The organism is uncultured Sphingosinicella sp., from assembly GCF_963974575.1.
In the GTDB taxonomy this organism is placed as follows: domain Bacteria; phylum Pseudomonadota; class Alphaproteobacteria; order Sphingomonadales; family Sphingomonadaceae; genus Sphingosinicella.
The window spans coordinates 172,481-187,218 of record NZ_CAXBBQ010000002.1 but is presented as its reverse complement, the minus strand read 5'-3'; the positions used below and the strand labels follow the sequence as shown (position 1 = coordinate 187,218).

Annotated in this window: 13 protein-coding genes; 8 read left to right on the top strand and 5 right to left on the bottom strand. The window is 69.0% G+C overall.

What is annotated here, in order from left to right:
* Positions 1-47: 47 nt before the first annotated feature.
* The 7 genes from AAC014_RS03990 to AAC014_RS03960 all read left to right on the top strand — a co-directional run bounded on the left by AAC014_RS03990 (position 48) and on the right by AAC014_RS03960 (position 6,949).
* A complete protein-coding gene (locus AAC014_RS03990; RefSeq protein WP_339704323.1) occupies positions 48-776 on the top strand; it encodes a DsbA family protein in 729 nt (242 codons plus the stop codon).
* 35 nt (positions 777-811) lie between these two features.
* A complete protein-coding gene (locus AAC014_RS03985; RefSeq protein ID WP_339704320.1) occupies positions 812-4,267 on the top strand; it encodes an AAA family ATPase in 3,456 nt (1,151 codons plus the stop codon).
* 179 nt (positions 4,268-4,446) lie between these two features.
* Entirely contained in the window at positions 4,447-4,746 is a 300-nt protein-coding gene (locus AAC014_RS03980; protein WP_293779045.1) for an AtpZ/AtpI family protein, read from the top strand.
* 22 nt (positions 4,747-4,768) lie between these two features.
* Positions 4,769-5,497: a F0F1 ATP synthase subunit A gene (locus AAC014_RS03975; RefSeq protein WP_339704313.1), complete on the top strand. Its 729-nt coding sequence runs from the start codon at positions 4,769-4,771 to the stop codon at positions 5,495-5,497.
* Between the two features lie 45 nt (positions 5,498-5,542).
* The gene (locus AAC014_RS03970) at positions 5,543-5,767 is read left to right on the top strand and encodes a F0F1 ATP synthase subunit C (protein ID WP_121048099.1); all 225 of its coding nucleotides are present in this window, start codon (positions 5,543-5,545) and stop codon (positions 5,765-5,767) included.
* Between the two features lie 84 nt (positions 5,768-5,851).
* The gene (locus AAC014_RS03965) at positions 5,852-6,334 is read left to right on the top strand and encodes an ATPase (RefSeq protein WP_339704310.1); all 483 of its coding nucleotides are present in this window, start codon (positions 5,852-5,854) and stop codon (positions 6,332-6,334) included.
* Positions 6,335-6,343: 9 nt separating this feature from the next.
* Positions 6,344-6,949, top strand: a complete 606-nt coding sequence (locus tag AAC014_RS03960; protein ID WP_339704308.1) for a hypothetical protein — start codon at positions 6,344-6,346, stop codon at positions 6,947-6,949.
* 63 nt (positions 6,950-7,012) lie between these two features.
* Here the strand turns inward: AAC014_RS03960 and AAC014_RS03955 are convergent, their stop codons facing one another.
* Complete coding sequence (locus AAC014_RS03955; RefSeq protein ID WP_339704306.1) at positions 7,013-7,648, bottom strand: glutathione S-transferase family protein; 636 nt, start codon at positions 7,646-7,648, stop codon at positions 7,013-7,015.
* A 202-nt stretch (positions 7,649-7,850) separates the two neighbouring features.
* Between AAC014_RS03955 and AAC014_RS03950 the strand changes: the two genes are divergently transcribed.
* Complete coding sequence (locus tag AAC014_RS03950; protein ID WP_339704304.1) at positions 7,851-8,411, top strand: N-acetyltransferase; 561 nt, start codon at positions 7,851-7,853, stop codon at positions 8,409-8,411.
* On the opposite strand, the gene AAC014_RS03945 is transcribed toward AAC014_RS03950, so the two are convergent.
* The 4 genes from AAC014_RS03945 to AAC014_RS03930 are packed head-to-tail and all read right to left on the bottom strand — an operon-like array spanning position 8,341 to position 14,712.
* Positions 8,341-10,374, bottom strand: a complete 2,034-nt coding sequence (locus AAC014_RS03945) for a hypothetical protein (RefSeq protein ID WP_339704302.1) — start codon at positions 10,372-10,374, stop codon at positions 8,341-8,343. The genes AAC014_RS03950 and AAC014_RS03945 overlap by 71 nt on opposite strands.
* Complete coding sequence (locus AAC014_RS03940; protein WP_339704300.1) at positions 10,371-12,899, bottom strand: DUF4159 domain-containing protein; 2,529 nt, start codon at positions 12,897-12,899, stop codon at positions 10,371-10,373. The genes AAC014_RS03945 and AAC014_RS03940 overlap by 4 nt, the downstream gene beginning before the upstream one ends.
* Positions 12,899-13,723: a DUF58 domain-containing protein gene (locus tag AAC014_RS03935; protein WP_339704298.1), complete on the bottom strand. Its 825-nt coding sequence runs from the start codon at positions 13,721-13,723 to the stop codon at positions 12,899-12,901. Before AAC014_RS03935 ends, AAC014_RS03940 begins: the two co-directional genes overlap by 1 nt.
* A complete protein-coding gene (locus tag AAC014_RS03930) occupies positions 13,720-14,712 on the bottom strand; it encodes a MoxR family ATPase (RefSeq protein ID WP_339704296.1) in 993 nt (330 codons plus the stop codon). Before AAC014_RS03930 ends, AAC014_RS03935 begins: the two co-directional genes overlap by 4 nt.
* Positions 14,713-14,738: the final 26 nt, after the last annotated feature.

Sequence of the window (14,738 nt, the reverse complement as noted above, 5' to 3'; positions counted from 1 at the left end):
GGGTGGACTACCAGATGTTGAGAAAAGCGCGCTTCAAGGCCGTGTGTTTGTTCGGAGCCGTCGCAGTGCTTTCCGCCTGCGGCCAGGAATCATCGGAAGCCGCCGGCAACAAGGTTGCCAGCGCGACCAAGGCAGAAGCGCCCGCTGCGTCCGCCGGAAAAGGCAACTGGCTCGAAACCGTAAAGGCGACTCCCGAGGGCGGCTTCAGCATCGGCAATCCGGATGCGCCCGTGAAGCTCGTCGAATTCGCCTCGCTCACCTGCCCGCACTGCCGCGATTTCCACGAAATGGCGATGCCGACCATCAAGGGCCAGTATGTCGCGACAGGCAAGGTGCTCTACGAATTCCGCAACTTCGTTCTGAACCCTGCTGACTACGGCGCCACGATGCTCGCGCGCTGCCAGGGGCCAAGCGCGTTCTTCGGGCTGGCCGACGCCTTCTTCAAGAACCAGCAGGCGTGGATCGAGCCGTTCACGAAGCTGACCGAGGCGCAGACCGCGCCGTTGCAATCGATGTCGCCGGACGATCAGGTCGTCACCTACGCGAAGCTCGGCGGGCTCGACGGTTTCGTGCGCGCGCGCGGGATTCCCGAAGCGAAGTTCAAGGCCTGCCTCACCGACGAAAACCAGCGCACCCAGCTTGAGACGATCCGCAAGACGGCGGTCGAGCAGTACAAGGTGACGGGCACGCCCGCGTTCGTGCTGAACGACAAGACGCTTGAGGGCGTGCACAGCTGGGCGGATCTCGAACCGCTGCTGAAGGATGCCGTCAAGTAGCGTGAAGCGTTTGGGCGTGAGAGAGCGGGGGGCGCGTGCATTTCAGGCGGATTAGACTCGCCGGATTCAAATCCTTCGTCGATCCTGTGGACCTCAGGATCGAGGACGGGCTGACGGGCGTCGTCGGCCCGAACGGCTGCGGCAAGTCCAACCTCCTTGAAGCCATCCGCTGGGTGATGGGCGAATCGAGCGCCAAATCCATGCGCGGCGGCGGCATGGAGGACGTGATCTTTGCCGGAACCGACCGTCGCCCGGCGCGCGATGCCGCGCACGTCACGCTTCATCTCGACAACTCGAGCCGCCGCGCGCCAGCGCAGTTCAACGATTCGGACGATCTCGAGGTCGTTCGCCACATCGAACGCGGTCTAGGCTCGGCGTACCGGATCAACGGTCGCGACGTGCGCCAGAAGGACGTGCAGCTGCTGTTCGCGGATGCGGCGACCGGCGCGCATTCGCCCGCGCTCGTCAGCCAGGGCCGCATCGGCGCGATCATCGCCGCGAAGCCGCAGGACCGGCGCCTGCTGCTCGAAGAGGCGGCGGGGATTTCCGGTCTGCACGTGCGCCGCAAGGACGCCGAGCAGCGCCTGCGCGCTGCGGAAACCAACCTGACGCGCCTCGATGATGTGCTGCAGGGCCTATCCACGCAGGCCGCGAACCTGAAACGTCAGGCGCGGCAGGCGGAGCGCTACAAGAAGCTCTCCGAGCAGATCCGTATCGCCGAGGCGATGCTGCTCTACGCGAAGGCGGCCGAGGCGAACGCCGACGCTAATGCTGCGAAGGCCGAGGCCGAAGCGTTGCGAGGGAAGATCGAGGACGCGACGCGGCTTGGCGCCGCCATCTCGGCGCGGCAGGCGGATGCCGCGGCGAACCTGCCGCCGCTGCGCGAGGCGGAGGCCGAAGCCGCGGCGATCCTGCAGCGCCTCAAGCTTTCGCGTGATTCGCTGAACGCCGAACTCAACGAGGTCGAGCGCCGCCGCCGCGAGGCCGAAGCCCGGCGCGAGGCGGCCGAGCGCGACATTGCGCGCGAGGACGCGCTGCACCACGACGCGCACGCCGCGCTCGAGCGGCTTGCCGCGGAAGACGCGGCCATCGCCGCGCGGCTCGCCGAGGCGCAGGCTGCGCTTGGGCCGGCAGAAGCGCACATTACCGATCTTGAGGCGGTCGTGGAGGCCGATCAGCGCACGCTTGCCGATGCACTCGCCGCGCAGGCCGAGGCGCAGGGCCAGCGCCGGGCGATCGAAGCCGAACTTTCGGCGCTGCGCTCGCAGATCGCCCGCGCCGAATCCGAAAAGACCCGCACGCTCGCCGCGCAGGCCGCCGCCGCGCAGGGCGATGACGCGGGCGAACGCCTGATTGCCGCCGAAACGCGCGCGAAAGAGGCCGAGGCGGAAGCCGAGCGCGCGTCCGTCGCCATCGCGACCGGCGAGGAGCGACGAGCCGGGGCGGAGACTGCGCGCGATGCGGCGCAGGCGAAGCGGGGCGAGGCGCAGGCCGCGCTCTCCGCGCTCACCGGCGAGCGGCAGTCGCTCGAACGGTCGCTCGCGGCGAGCCGCGGCGGCGATGCCGAGCCGCTGATCGACTGTGTGCGGGTGACCAAGGGATTCGAGGCGGCGTTCGCGGCCTCGCTCGGCGACGACACGGCGGCGCCCGTGGGCGGCGAAAGCGGACGCCGGTGGGGCGGGGCGACCAAGGGCGAGTGGGATCCTGCGCTTCCGGCGGGCGCGCGTCCGCTCTCCGACGTGATCGAGGCGCCCGAGGAACTCGCACGCCGCGCCGCGCAGATCGGCGTCGTTGACGACGAGATGCTGGACCGGATGGCGGCGAAGCTTTCGGTCGGCCAGCGACTGGTGACCACCGAAGGCCGCATGGTCCGCTGGGACGGCTTCCGTACCGAGGCGGGTGACGGCAGCGCTGCGGCGGAAAAGCTGCGCCAGCGTAACCGGCTTGCCGAGGTGGTGGCGCTGCTGCCCGACGCCGAAGCAGCGGTGGAAGCGCTCGATACCGAACTTGCGGCCGCGCGCGCGATCGTGGCTGAAACCGCGTCCGCGATCGACGGCGAGCGTCAGGCGCTCCGCCGGGCGGAAGCTGCGCGCGCGGATGCGGCGAAGACGATGTCGCAGCTCGCGGGCGAAGTGGAGCGCCGCGCCGCGCAGCTCGAAGCGTTCGCGGCAGCCGTGACGCGCGCGAACGACCAGATCGCCGAAGCCGGTGAGAAGGTGCAGGGGCTTGAAGCCGCGCTGCTCGAAGTGCCGGGTGCCGAAGGGCTGACCGAGGCCGTGACGGCGGCGCGCAACACCGCGGACGCACACCGCTCCGATCTCGCCACCGCACGCGCCGAGCATGTGGCGCTCCAGCGCGGCCTGCAAAGCGATACCGCGCGCCGTGATGCGATCACCGCCGAGCGCGAAGCGTGGGAACGCCGCATTTCCGGCAGCACGGCACAGCGCGAAGAGCTTGCCGCGCGAATCGCCGCGGCGAACGCGACGATCGCCGAAATCGCCGACGTCCCGGCCGCCATCGCCGAACGGCAGGCGCGGCTTGCCGGTGATCTCGCCGATGCCGAGGCCGCGCGTCAGGCGGCGGCGGATCGGCTCGCCGAAGCCGAAGGCGGGCTCCGCACCATCGACGGCGAGGCGCGCGAGGCGACCGAAATTCTCTCCACGCTGCGCGAGGAGCGCGGGCGCATCGAGGTGCGCGTCGAAACCTGCGAGCATCGACGCACTGAACTCAATCGCCTGTCGGTGGAGCGTTTCCAGTGCTCGCCGCAGATGCTGCCCCAGCGCTTCGAGTTCAGCGACGAGAATATGGAGGACGCGGAAACGCTGACCTCCGGGCTCGACCGCCTGACCGGCGAGCGCGAGCGTATGGGGCCGGTGAACCTGCGCGCCGACGTCGAACTCGAAGAGATTGAGACGACGCTCACAACGTCGACCTCCGAGCGCGAGGAGCTGGAAACCGCGATCGCCCGCCTGCGCGGCAGCATCGGCTCGCTAAACCGCGAAGGTCGCGCGCGGCTGCTTACGGCGTTCGAGGAGGTGAACCGCCACTTCGGCGACCTTTTCACCAGCCTGTTCGGTGGTGGCGAAGCGCGGCTCGAACTCATCGAATCGGATGATCCGCTTGAAGCGGGTCTTGAGATCATGGCGCAGCCGCCGGGCAAGAAGCTGCAATCGCTGACGCTGCTTTCGGGCGGTGAGCAGGCGCTGACGGCCGTGGCGCTGATCTTCGGCCTGTTCCTGACGAATCCGGCGCCGATCTGCGTGCTCGACGAGGTCGACGCGCCGCTCGACGACGCGAATATCGAGCGTTTCTGCGATCTTCTCGACCGTATGACGACGCTCACCGACACGCGCTTCCTCATTGTGACGCACAATGCCGTCACGATGAGCCGGATGCATCGCCTCTACGGCGTCACCATGGGTGAGAAGGGCGTCAGCCAGCTTGTTTCTGTTGACCTCGGGCGCGCCGAAACGCTGCTCGCGGCGGAGTAGACGTGCCGTTGCGGACACCATGCCGCAGTGCGGCACGGCGAGCGTTGACTTGGCGAAAACCCGCCACTAAACGTGCGCTCGCGTTCGGGGTTTCGGCTCCGGCGTCTCGTCGCTTGCCGGAAACGGCATGTGTTTCGGGTGGACCGTTCAAACTGTCCTCAAAGGCATGGAGATGATCGTTGGCTGATGACCGGCGCATCGAACCCGACGACCTCGGTCGCCGGCTTGCCGAGGCCAAGGAGCGTGCCAGTCCGAAGCGTGACGGGCTTAAACGGGAAGAGAACAGGGGCTGGTCGATCGCCATCGAGTTCATCGGTGCGATCCTCGTGGGTGCCTTCTTCGGCTGGCTGATCGATGGCTGGTTCGGAACGGGGCCTTACGGAATGATCCTGTTCTTTTTGCTCGGCTTTGGGGCCGGTCTGCGCACGGTGATGCGCAAGAGCGGCGACTTCGACGGCAACCCGGACGACAACAACTAAGGTTCAGGAGCGCGGGCTTTCAATGGCGAACCCGATGGAACAGTTCGAGATCAAGACGCTGAGCCCGATCGCGCTTGGCGGTTACGACGTCTCGTTCACGAACTCATCGCTGTGGATGATGATCGCGCTCGTCACGGTCGCGGGTTTCCTCTTCATCGGCACGGCAGCCCCGAAGCTCGTTCCTGGGCGCTGGCAGGCTTCCGTCGAGTATCTTGAGGAATTCATCCGCAACATGCTGGCGGAAAACGTCGGGCCGGAAGGCCGCAGATACGTGCCGCTGGTCTTCGCGCTCTTTATTTTCGTGCTCGGCTGCAACCTGCTTGGCCTGCTGCCCTTCGTGGGCGCCTTCACGCCGACCAGCCATATCGCGGTGACCTTCGGCCTTGCCGCGCTGGTTTTCATCGTCGTGCTCGGCGTCGGCTTCGCGCGCCACGGTCTGCACTTCTTCTCGCTTTTCATTCCCAAGGATTGCCCGATCGTGCTGCTGCCGCTGGTGACGGCGATCGAGTTCGTCTCGTTCCTGTCGCGGCCGTTCACGCTGGCGATCCGGCTTTTCGCGAACATGACCGCGGGCCACGTGCTCCTGAAGGTGTTCGGCGGCTTCGTCGTCAGCCTCGGTGTGTTCGGCCTGCTGCCGCTCGGCGTCAACGTCGCGCTCACCGCGCTTGAAGTGATGATCGCCGTTGTGCAGGCCTATGTGTTCGCGCTGCTGACGTCGATCTACCTGAACGACGCGGTCAATCTTCACTAGTTTCAACGTAATCCCAACAGCTTAGTTAAACGGAAGGGTTTCAACATGGATATCGCATCAGCCAAGCTCATCGGTGCCGGTCTCGCTGCTGTCGGCGCGGGCATTGCCGCCATCGGCGTGGGCACGATTTTCGGCCAGTTCCTCCAGGGCGCGCTGCGCAATCCGGCCGCTGCCGACAAGCTCGGCGGCCGTCTGATCTTCGGCTTCGCCGTGACGGAAGCGCTCGGCCTGATCGCCGCCGTCGTCGCGCTCGCACTCGCGTTCGGTTGATCCGCAAGGGCTTTGCACCGGCGCGACATTCGTGCCGGTGCGCGCCCTTCTGATCGTTCAGCCGGATTCGCATCGGGGTAAGTCATGCCACAGTTCGACCCGTCCAATTTTCTGCCGCAGATGTTCTGGCTGGCGATTGCATTCGCCATCCTTTACTTCGGCGTCGTCCGCTTGACGCTGCCGAAAATCGGCAAGGTCGTCGACGAACGGGCCAGCCTCATCGCGGCCGATCTTGCGGCGGCGGAAGTGGCGCACACGGCTGCCACGAACACGGGCGAGGCTTATAATGCCGTGCTCGCCAAATCCCGTGAAGCCGCGACAGGCGTCGTGGGCGAAGCGAAGGCGATCACGGTTCGCGAAAACGAAGCGAAGCTCGCAGCGCTCGATGCCGAACTGAATGCGCGTCTCGCATCGGCGGAAGCCCGCATTTCCGATGCGCGCGCCAAGGCGCTGGGCGAGATCGACGCCGCGGCGAGCGAAGCGGCGGCCGATGTTGTCGAACGTTTGACGGGTGTTCGGCCCGGCGCGTTGGAAGCCAGGGCCGCGGTCGACGCGAGCATTTCGTAGGAAAACGCCATGCAAGTTCCCGCCGGTGATGTGACCCCTGTTGATGTGCCGCCGAGCGCGGGCGAGGTCGATCAGACGACCGCGACCGTTGCTCACGAGGCCGCGCACGACGAGCATCCGGTCATGCTCGGGCTCGATGCCGAGGGCTGGGTTTACGTCAGCATCACGATCTTCTTCCTGCTCGCGATCTTCGTGATGAAGGCGCCGAAGCTGATCGCGCAGGGCCTCGATGCCCGCATCGCGCTGGTGAAGGCACAGCTTGCCGAGGCGAAGACGCTGCGCGAGGAAGCCGAGAAGCTTCTCGCTGAAGCGAAGGCGCGTGAGGCGCAGGGCGAAAAGGACGCCGCTGCGATCATCGCCCATGCGAAGCAGGAAGCCGAGCAGATCACCGCCGCCGCGCAGAAGAGCGCCGAGACGATGGTCGCGCGCCGTACCGCGATGGCCGAAGCCAAGATCGGCGCCGCCGAGCGCGCCGCCGAAGCCGAACTCCGCGCCCGCGCTGCAACGCTTGCAACCGCCGCCGCATCGCGCATCATCGCCGAAACGACCGACAAGGCTACGAAGACCAAGCTCACCGACGCTGCGATCAGCGAACTGGACCGGCGCCTCCACTAGAGCGCGGTTTCAGAGGAATATCGAAAGGCCGGGGCGCGAACGCTCCGGCCTTTTTTCGTTCTGCTATCCGGCTGCGTAACTCGGGCGCTCCGTGACCTCGGCGTGCCAGCGTAGCGTGTTCGTGTGATCCTCCGGGACGCGCGCCTTGATCCAGCGGGCGAAATCGAGCGCGACCGTCGCGGTGATGTCGGCGATCGTATAGCGGTCGCCGGCGATGTAGGGGCTTTCGCCGAGGCGGGTGTTCAGCATCGCGAAGAAGCCGGGGAGCAGCAGCCGCCCGCGTTCGGCAAGATCGGGGATCTGCGCCGTGTCCGGCCCGCCGCCGGGCTGCGCGCGGTTCGCGAACAGCGGCTGCGTGTTGCGGTAGACCGACGCAATGGTCGCCAGCCCGTCGAACTCCATGCGGCGCTGCCAGCATTCGATGACGGCGGCTTCCTTCGCGTCGCGGCCCATCAGGTTGGGCTCGGGGTGCAGCGTCTCGAAATAGCGGCAGATGGCGATCGATTCGTCGATCACCGTGCCGTCGTCCAGCACCAGCGCGGGGATGAGGCCGCGCGGGTTGACCGCGAGATATTCAGGCGTGCGGTTTCCGCCCTCGGCGACGTTCACCTCTTCGATTTCGATCGGGATGCCTTTTTCGGCGAGGAAGATGGTGACGCGGCGCGGATTGGGTGCGCGGTTCATGCCGTAGAGCTTCATGGTCGATTCCCCTGTTTCGTAAACCTGATTGCACGAGGCCACGTTCTCGTCTATGCGCGCTACCCGCAACAAGGAACAGGGTTCCCGATGACTTTCGAGGTTCGAGGACTACGACGAGGATAGACGCCGCTGGGAAAGCGGCGCGGATGGCGCGTGGCCATTCTTCATCCTCCTGTCACTCGAATGCTTGAAAGTTCCGCACATGATTATCGTGCCCGCCAGCGCCCGGTACGGCGCTGCCATTGAAGCGCTTCTCGACGACGTTTTCGGCTCCGACCGGCACGGCCGCACGGCCTATCGCCTGCGCGAAGGCGTGCGCGCGTTGGATGGTCTCAGCTTTGTGGCGCTGAATGCGGATGGCGCGCTTGTGGGCTCGATCCAGCTCTGGCCGATCGAACTCGCGACAACGAACGGCGTTCATGCCCTGACGCTGCTCGGCCCTGTTGCGGTCGCGAAGAGCCTGCAGGGCACGGGCATAGGCGCCGCACTCATGGAAACCGCGATCGCGGCGGCCGATGCGATGGGGCGGAGCGCGATCGTGCTGATCGGCGATCCCGAATATTACGGCCGCTTCGGCTTTACGGCGGAGGTGACGGCGGGCTGGGCGGTGCCGGGTCCGGTGGAGCGGCACCGGCTGCTTGCGCGGGGGTTCGCGCTGAACACGGCGGGCACGCTACGCCCCGCCAAGGCGCTCAGCGCCGCTCGCGCCACCACGCCAGCACGAAAAGGCCCGCGGCGAGCAGCAGCGCCAGCGGCGGCATGAGCAGCGGCTTTTCGTCGACGGCGACGAGTGATCCGCTGCGGTTCTCGACGAGGCCGAGCCAGCCGGTGCCCGCAGCCGTATCGCCTGGGCTGACGCGGCGGACCTTCGGCATGCCGTCCCGCAGCCAGTAGCTGCCGCCGCCCGAGGCTTTCACGGGAGCGGCGAGCGGGGCCTCGCGGGGGCGCACCTCCGCGAACTCGGCGGTGTCGCCCGCGAGGACGTAGCGGATGCGGTCTCCGGCAGCGACGCGGTAGAGCCCGTCCGTGCCGACCGAGACGCTTGCGCCGGTGATGCCTTCGCCGCGCGGTTCGAGCGGAACGCCGCGATCGTTGTCGCCGGGATCAGTGAGGATCGCGGCTTCGGGCGGGGTGAGGCCGCGCGCGGTGATATCGATGCGGCGTCCCTTCGCGGCAACGTCGAGGCGGTTCTCGTCGAGATCGGGCTCCTGCATCAGCCAGTGCGCGATGCGGCGCAGAAGCTCCGCGTGCGGCCCCGCGCCATCGACCCCGCGCGACCACCACCAGACGTTCGTGGAGGCGATGAGCCCCACGCGCCCGCGCCCGACACGGTCGAGCATGACGAGCGGCTTGTCCCGCGCGCCCGACATCAGCACCTCGCCAGAGGTGGGCGCCATGTCGCTCTGCGAGGCCCAGCGGCCCCACGCATCGCTGCCCCACAGCCTAGGCAGTTCGGCGGTGACGGGATGGCGGCGGCCGACGGACGTGAGCGCCGGACGGAACGGCATCTCGATGCCCGGCCCCGCAGTGCGCGCCGGAAGCACGGGCCCAAGCTCTGTCGCGGCGAGGCCGCCTTCGGCCGCGAACTCCTCGCCCGTGACGACGAGCAGCCCGCCGCCCGCCTTCACGCGCGCGCCGAGATCCTGGAAATAGATCGGCGAAAGCAGCTCGGAGAGGCTGAAGCGGTCGAAGATGATGAGATCGAAGTCGCCGAGATGCTGCTCGAACAGTTCCTCCACGGGGAAGGGGATCAGCGACATTTCATCAGGCGGCGTCGTGTCGAAACTCGTCGGCAGACGCAGGATCGTGAAATGCACGAGATCGATGTTCGAATCGCTCTTCAAAATGTCGCGCCACACGCGCCCGCCGGGGTAGGGCACGCCCGAGACGAGCAGCACGCGCAGCCGGTCGGTGACGCCATTCAGGCGGACGAGCGCGCGGTTGTTGACGAGCGTCGCCTCGCCGCCCGCAAGCGCCGCGACCGACAGCGCCATCTCGATGGTGCCGCGCCGCGTGACGGGCACGGAGAGGCGCACCGGCTCGCCGGTCGGCACAGTGCGCTCGGTGGTGCGCCCGCCCGCGATGGATTGCGTAAGCGTCGCCGTGCCGCGCGGCGCATTCGGGCCGTCGTCGATGCGGATCACGACCTCGGCGGGCTGGCCGACGACGCTGTAGCTCGGCACGCGCTCGACGATGAGGCGGCGGTCGGGCGTATCGGGATCGCCCGCGATCAGGTGATGCAGCGGCACGTTCGCGGGGAGCAGGCGCGGGTCCGGCGCATCCGCCGAAATGCCGTCGCTGAGGACGACGACGCCCGCGAGGCGCCCCGACGGCGCGTCCGACGCGGCGCGCTCGATGGCGGCGGCGAGGCGCGTCGGTTCGCCGGGCACCTGCGGCACGGTGACGACGCGCCATTCGACACCGGGCGCCTGTCGGCGAAGCGCGGCGAGCGCTGCGTCCGCCTCGCGCGTGCGGTCCGCGATGCCCATGCTTGCCGAACGGTCGACGACGGCGAGCGCAACATCGGGGCGCACGGCGCGGCGTTCCTGCAGCCATACCGGGTTCGCGATCAGCAGGAGCAGGATCGCGGCGATCAGCGCGCGCGGCCAGAACAGGCGCGGCGCGCGCCACAGTACGAGCCCAAGCCCGGCTGCGAACAGCACGCCGATGAGAATGAGACCCCACCAGGGCACGAACGGCGCGAAGCTGATGACGCGCTCCGTCATCGCGGCTTTTCGCCCATGCGCTCAAGCAGCGCGCGCGTGTGCACCTGATCGGCTTTGTAGGTGCCGGTGAGCGCATACATCACGAGATTGATGCCGAAACGCATCGCCTGCTCGCGCTGCTGCGGGCTGACGGCGCGGTCGCCCGACCAGAGCGAGGCCCAGTCACCGCCGCCGATGACGACGCCGGAGACACGGCCGTCCGCGCCCTCGCTGCCCGCCTCTGCCCACACCGCGCCCCCTGCGTGGTTGTGCAGAAGGTAGAAGCTGCGCGAGAGCACATGCTCGCTGCCGACCTCGCTGAGCGCGGGCAGGCCGAGCGGTTCCAGGAGTTCGCGCGCGCCGCTGCCCGCGCCGAGCGGCCGCCCGAAATCGAAGAGAACGAGGCCGCCCGCGGCGATATAGGCACGCAGGCGGAGCGCGGTCGCGGGAGACATGCTGCGGACGTTCGCGGCGGGCCAGTACAGCACCGGATAGGCGCCGAGCGGATCGCGCGCGGGATCGACCGCGGCGGGCTTGCCGGGAGAGACGGAGGTGCGGCGCGTGAGCGTCTGCCCGAGCGTTTCGAGGCCGCGCGCGATGCCTGCGTCCGCTGCGGCGCTGCCCGTACGCACATAGGCGAGCTGAAGATCGGCGGCTTCGGCAGGCTTCGGCGCGAACATGAAGAGCAGGGTGGCCGCGACAGCCGCGAGCGCGCCGCGTAGGCGAAGCGCGACGAGGATGTCGACAAGCGCAAGCAGCATAGCGGCCAGGATCAGCCACGCGCCGATATCGACCGGCGGCGCGGCTTCGGCGGCGGGGCGAAGGCCCTCTGTGCCCAGCGGTTCGAAGCTGAAGCGCGGGCCGAGCGCACCCGCGAGGTTGATGACCCGGCGCGCGTCGCCGCTACGATAGAGGCCGGGCGGTGTCGCCGCGCTTGCCGTTGCGGCATCGAAGCGGTCGGCGGGGATCGTCGCGGGCCGCGCCGGTTCCTGCCATTCGCCGCGCGCACCGAGCATCCTCTCGAGCACCCAGGGTTTCGCGCCCGCGATATCGATCGAGGCCGGGTTGGTGCCGAGCGGCAGCAGGCGGCGCAGTATCGTTTCGAACAGACCGCTGAGCGGGAGTGTGGACCATGACGGATCGGCGGCGGTGTGGACGAGGATGAGGAGCCCCGCGCCGCGCCGCGCGGCGCTGACCATCGGTGTGCCGTCCGCAAGCCATGCCCAGCGCATCGCGTCAGCGTCGGACGCGGCAAGAAGCTGGCGGGAGATGCGCGCGTCTTCGGGCACCGGTAGGCCCGCGAGCGGCCCGGCGGCTTCGAATCCGCCGATCGCCTGCGGCTGTTGCCACGAGAGCACGCCGCCGAGCGCGCGGGCGCCTGCACGCAGCGGCACGGGCGAAAGCGCGCTGCCGTTCTCGGCGATGCGCGGCCCGGCGAAGAGGATCGCGACGGCGCCTTTCTCCACGCGCTCCAGCAGCGGCCTCGCCTGCGCGGGTTCGGCGGCAACGTCGGTGAGCACGAAGAGCGTGGCGGGGTCTTCAGCGGCGGTGGCGAGCGCTCCGGTCACGACCTCGGCGTGCGGTTCGAGCGCGCGGCGCACGTAATAGCCGCCCGATTCGAGCGGCGGGGCGTTCGAGGGGCCTTCGATGACGACGATGCGCGGGCGCGCTGCGCTGCCATCTGCAAGATAGATCGCCTGCGCGCTGGTGCCGACGGTGAGGCGGCTTACGTCCGCGCGCTCGGCGGCGTCGAGACGCACGCGGAAGGTCGCGACATCACTCTCGAACGTCAGCGGCTCGCGCGACAGAGTCTGGCCGCGTCGGCTGCGGAAAGCGAGCGCGGCCGATGGGAGACCGGAAGGCGCAATCACCTGTCCGCTCCAGCCATCGTTGGTGCGCCCGGCAACGCGGATCGCAGGCTCGGCGGGCGGTACGGCAAGACTCTCCCCGCCCGCAAGCGCGCGGCGAAGGGCAGGCGCGCCTGCATCTTCGATGCCGTCCGAAACCCAGAGGAACGCCGCGTCCTGCGGCAGCGCGGCGGCACGGCGCGCGCGGTCAGCGGGCCAGGGCAGCGGCGAGAGCGCGGCGAGCTGCGCCTTTGCGGTCGGCGCGTCGACCCAGTGCGTGTCGGAAGCCGGGCCATCGAAGGCCGTGGGCAGGATGGTGAAGCGCGTCGTCGGCGGAAGCGCCTCGATACGATCGGAGGCTGCCGTGACAAGCCGGTCCCACTGCGAGGCGGCGGACCAACCGTTGTCGATGACGATGGCGAGGCGTGCGGGCGGCGCTGTTGCGGGTGTCGGCTTCCAGACCGGCCCGGCGAGGCCGACGAGGAGCAGCGCGACAATGCCGATCCTGAGCAGCACCAGCCACCACGGCGGCGTCGCGGCGGGCGGCGGGGGGATTTCGGCGTCGCCGAGCAGCACGATCGAGGGAAGACGGACGCGGCGCACGGCGGGCGGCAGGCGGCGGAGCAGCAGCCAGAGGAACGGCAGCGCGAGACCGGCGGCCAGCAGCCACGGTACGGCGAAGCTGAACGCGCCGCCCATCAGACGGCGCGCAGCCAGCCGGCGATGCGCGCCGCGTGCGCGGCAGCATCCTCACCTGTCACAACGTCGACAAGCAGCCAGCCGGGGCGGTCGCAGGCGGCGGCAAGCCGGGCGCGGTGCGCTGTCCATGCGGCGGCGTAGGTCTCGCCGAGCGCTTCGGCACGGCCCGCCTCGAAGGGGCGGTCGCCGGGTTCGACGGCATCGAAATGCACGCGGCCCGAGAAAGGAAAGGCGATCTCGGCGGGGTCGGCGACGGCGATGACGACGCCCTGCGCGCCGGCGGCGGCGGCGGGCGCGATCCAGTCGAGGGACTGGCTCCCAAGGAAATCCCCCGCTGCGAGCACGATGTCGGCGGGGCCGGGGGCGGAAAGCCGGGGCGCATCGCCCGGCCCATGCGGCGCGAGCAAGGCGTCACCGCGCAAGGGGCGCGGGTCGGGCGGCGCGCAGCAGGTTTCGCCCGCCTCGTAGGCGGCGAGGCCGAGCGCGGCGACGAGCGTGTCAGCGAGCGTTTTCTTGTGCGGCAAGGCTTCATTGGAAGCGTAGTCCATCGAGGCGCTCGCATCCGACCAGAGCCAGAGACGCACGGGGTCTTCGCGTTCGCGTTCGCGCACATAAAGCTCGTCGCTGCGGCCCGATCGGCGCCAGTCCACCTTGTCGGCGGCCTCGCCGGGTGTGAGCATCCGGTACTGCCAGAATTCCGAGCCCGGACCCGCGACGCGGCGCGGGTGGGCGCCCGCCTGCCGCGCTACGCGGGCGCGGGCACGCGTCAGGCGCAGCGGGCCGAGCATGGCCGCGATGCGTTCGGCGTCAAGCGGCGTGCTCACTCCAGACCGGATTCGATCGTCCGGATGAGATCGGCGACGGTGCGGCCTTCGCTCCGCGCGGCAAAGCCGAGCTGGACCCGGTGTCCGAGCGCGGGCTGGAGCAGCGCCGCGACGTCCTCCAGTAGCGGCACGGCGCGTCCCTGCAGGAAGGCACGTGCGCGCGCGGCCGTGATGAGGGCCTGTCCGCCGCGCGGCCCCGGGCCCCAAAGCAGTCCGGGGTTCTCGGGGCCGGGACGCAGTGTCCTGACGGCGCGGAGGATCGCATCGACCACGCCTTCGGGCACCGGCATGTGCGTCAGCAGCATCTGTGCTTCGATCAGGTCGGCGGCCTTGAGGACAGGTTCAGGCGCTGGGTCTTCCGCGCCCGTGGTGGCGACGAGAACCCTGCGCTCGTCCGCCAGCGAGGGGAAATCGATGTCGATCTGCAGCAGGAAGCGGTCGAGCTGCGCTTCGGGCAGCGGGTAGGTGCCTTCCTGCTCGATCGGGTTCTGCGTGGCGAGCACGTGGAACGGGCGGGGCAGGGGCCGGGCGGCACCCGCGACGCTCACCTGCCGCTCCTGCATCGCCTCCAGCAGCGCGGACTGTGTGCGTGGGCTGGCGCGGTTGATCTCGTCCGCCATCAGAAGCTGCGTGAACACGGGGCCTTCGATGAACCGGAACGCGCGGTCGCCTTCGCGCGACTGTTCGAGCACTTCGGCGCCGAGAATGTCCGACGGGACGAGATCGGGCGTGAACTGGATGCGGCGCGTATCGAGGCCGAGAACCGTGCCGAGCGTCTTCACGAGGCGCGTTTTCGCAAGGCCGGGCAGGCCGACGACGAGCGCGTGGCCGCCCGCGAGCAGCGCGATGAGCGCTAGATCGATGACGCGCTCCTGCCCGATGATGGTGCGCGCAATCTCTGCGCGGGCGTCGGCGAAAGCAGCGGCAAGCGCATCGAAGCGCGCTTCGGCCTGCTTGACGTCGAGGGGAGGCTTGGGTTCGGTGTTCACGGCACTCTAATACGTCGGGGGATCAG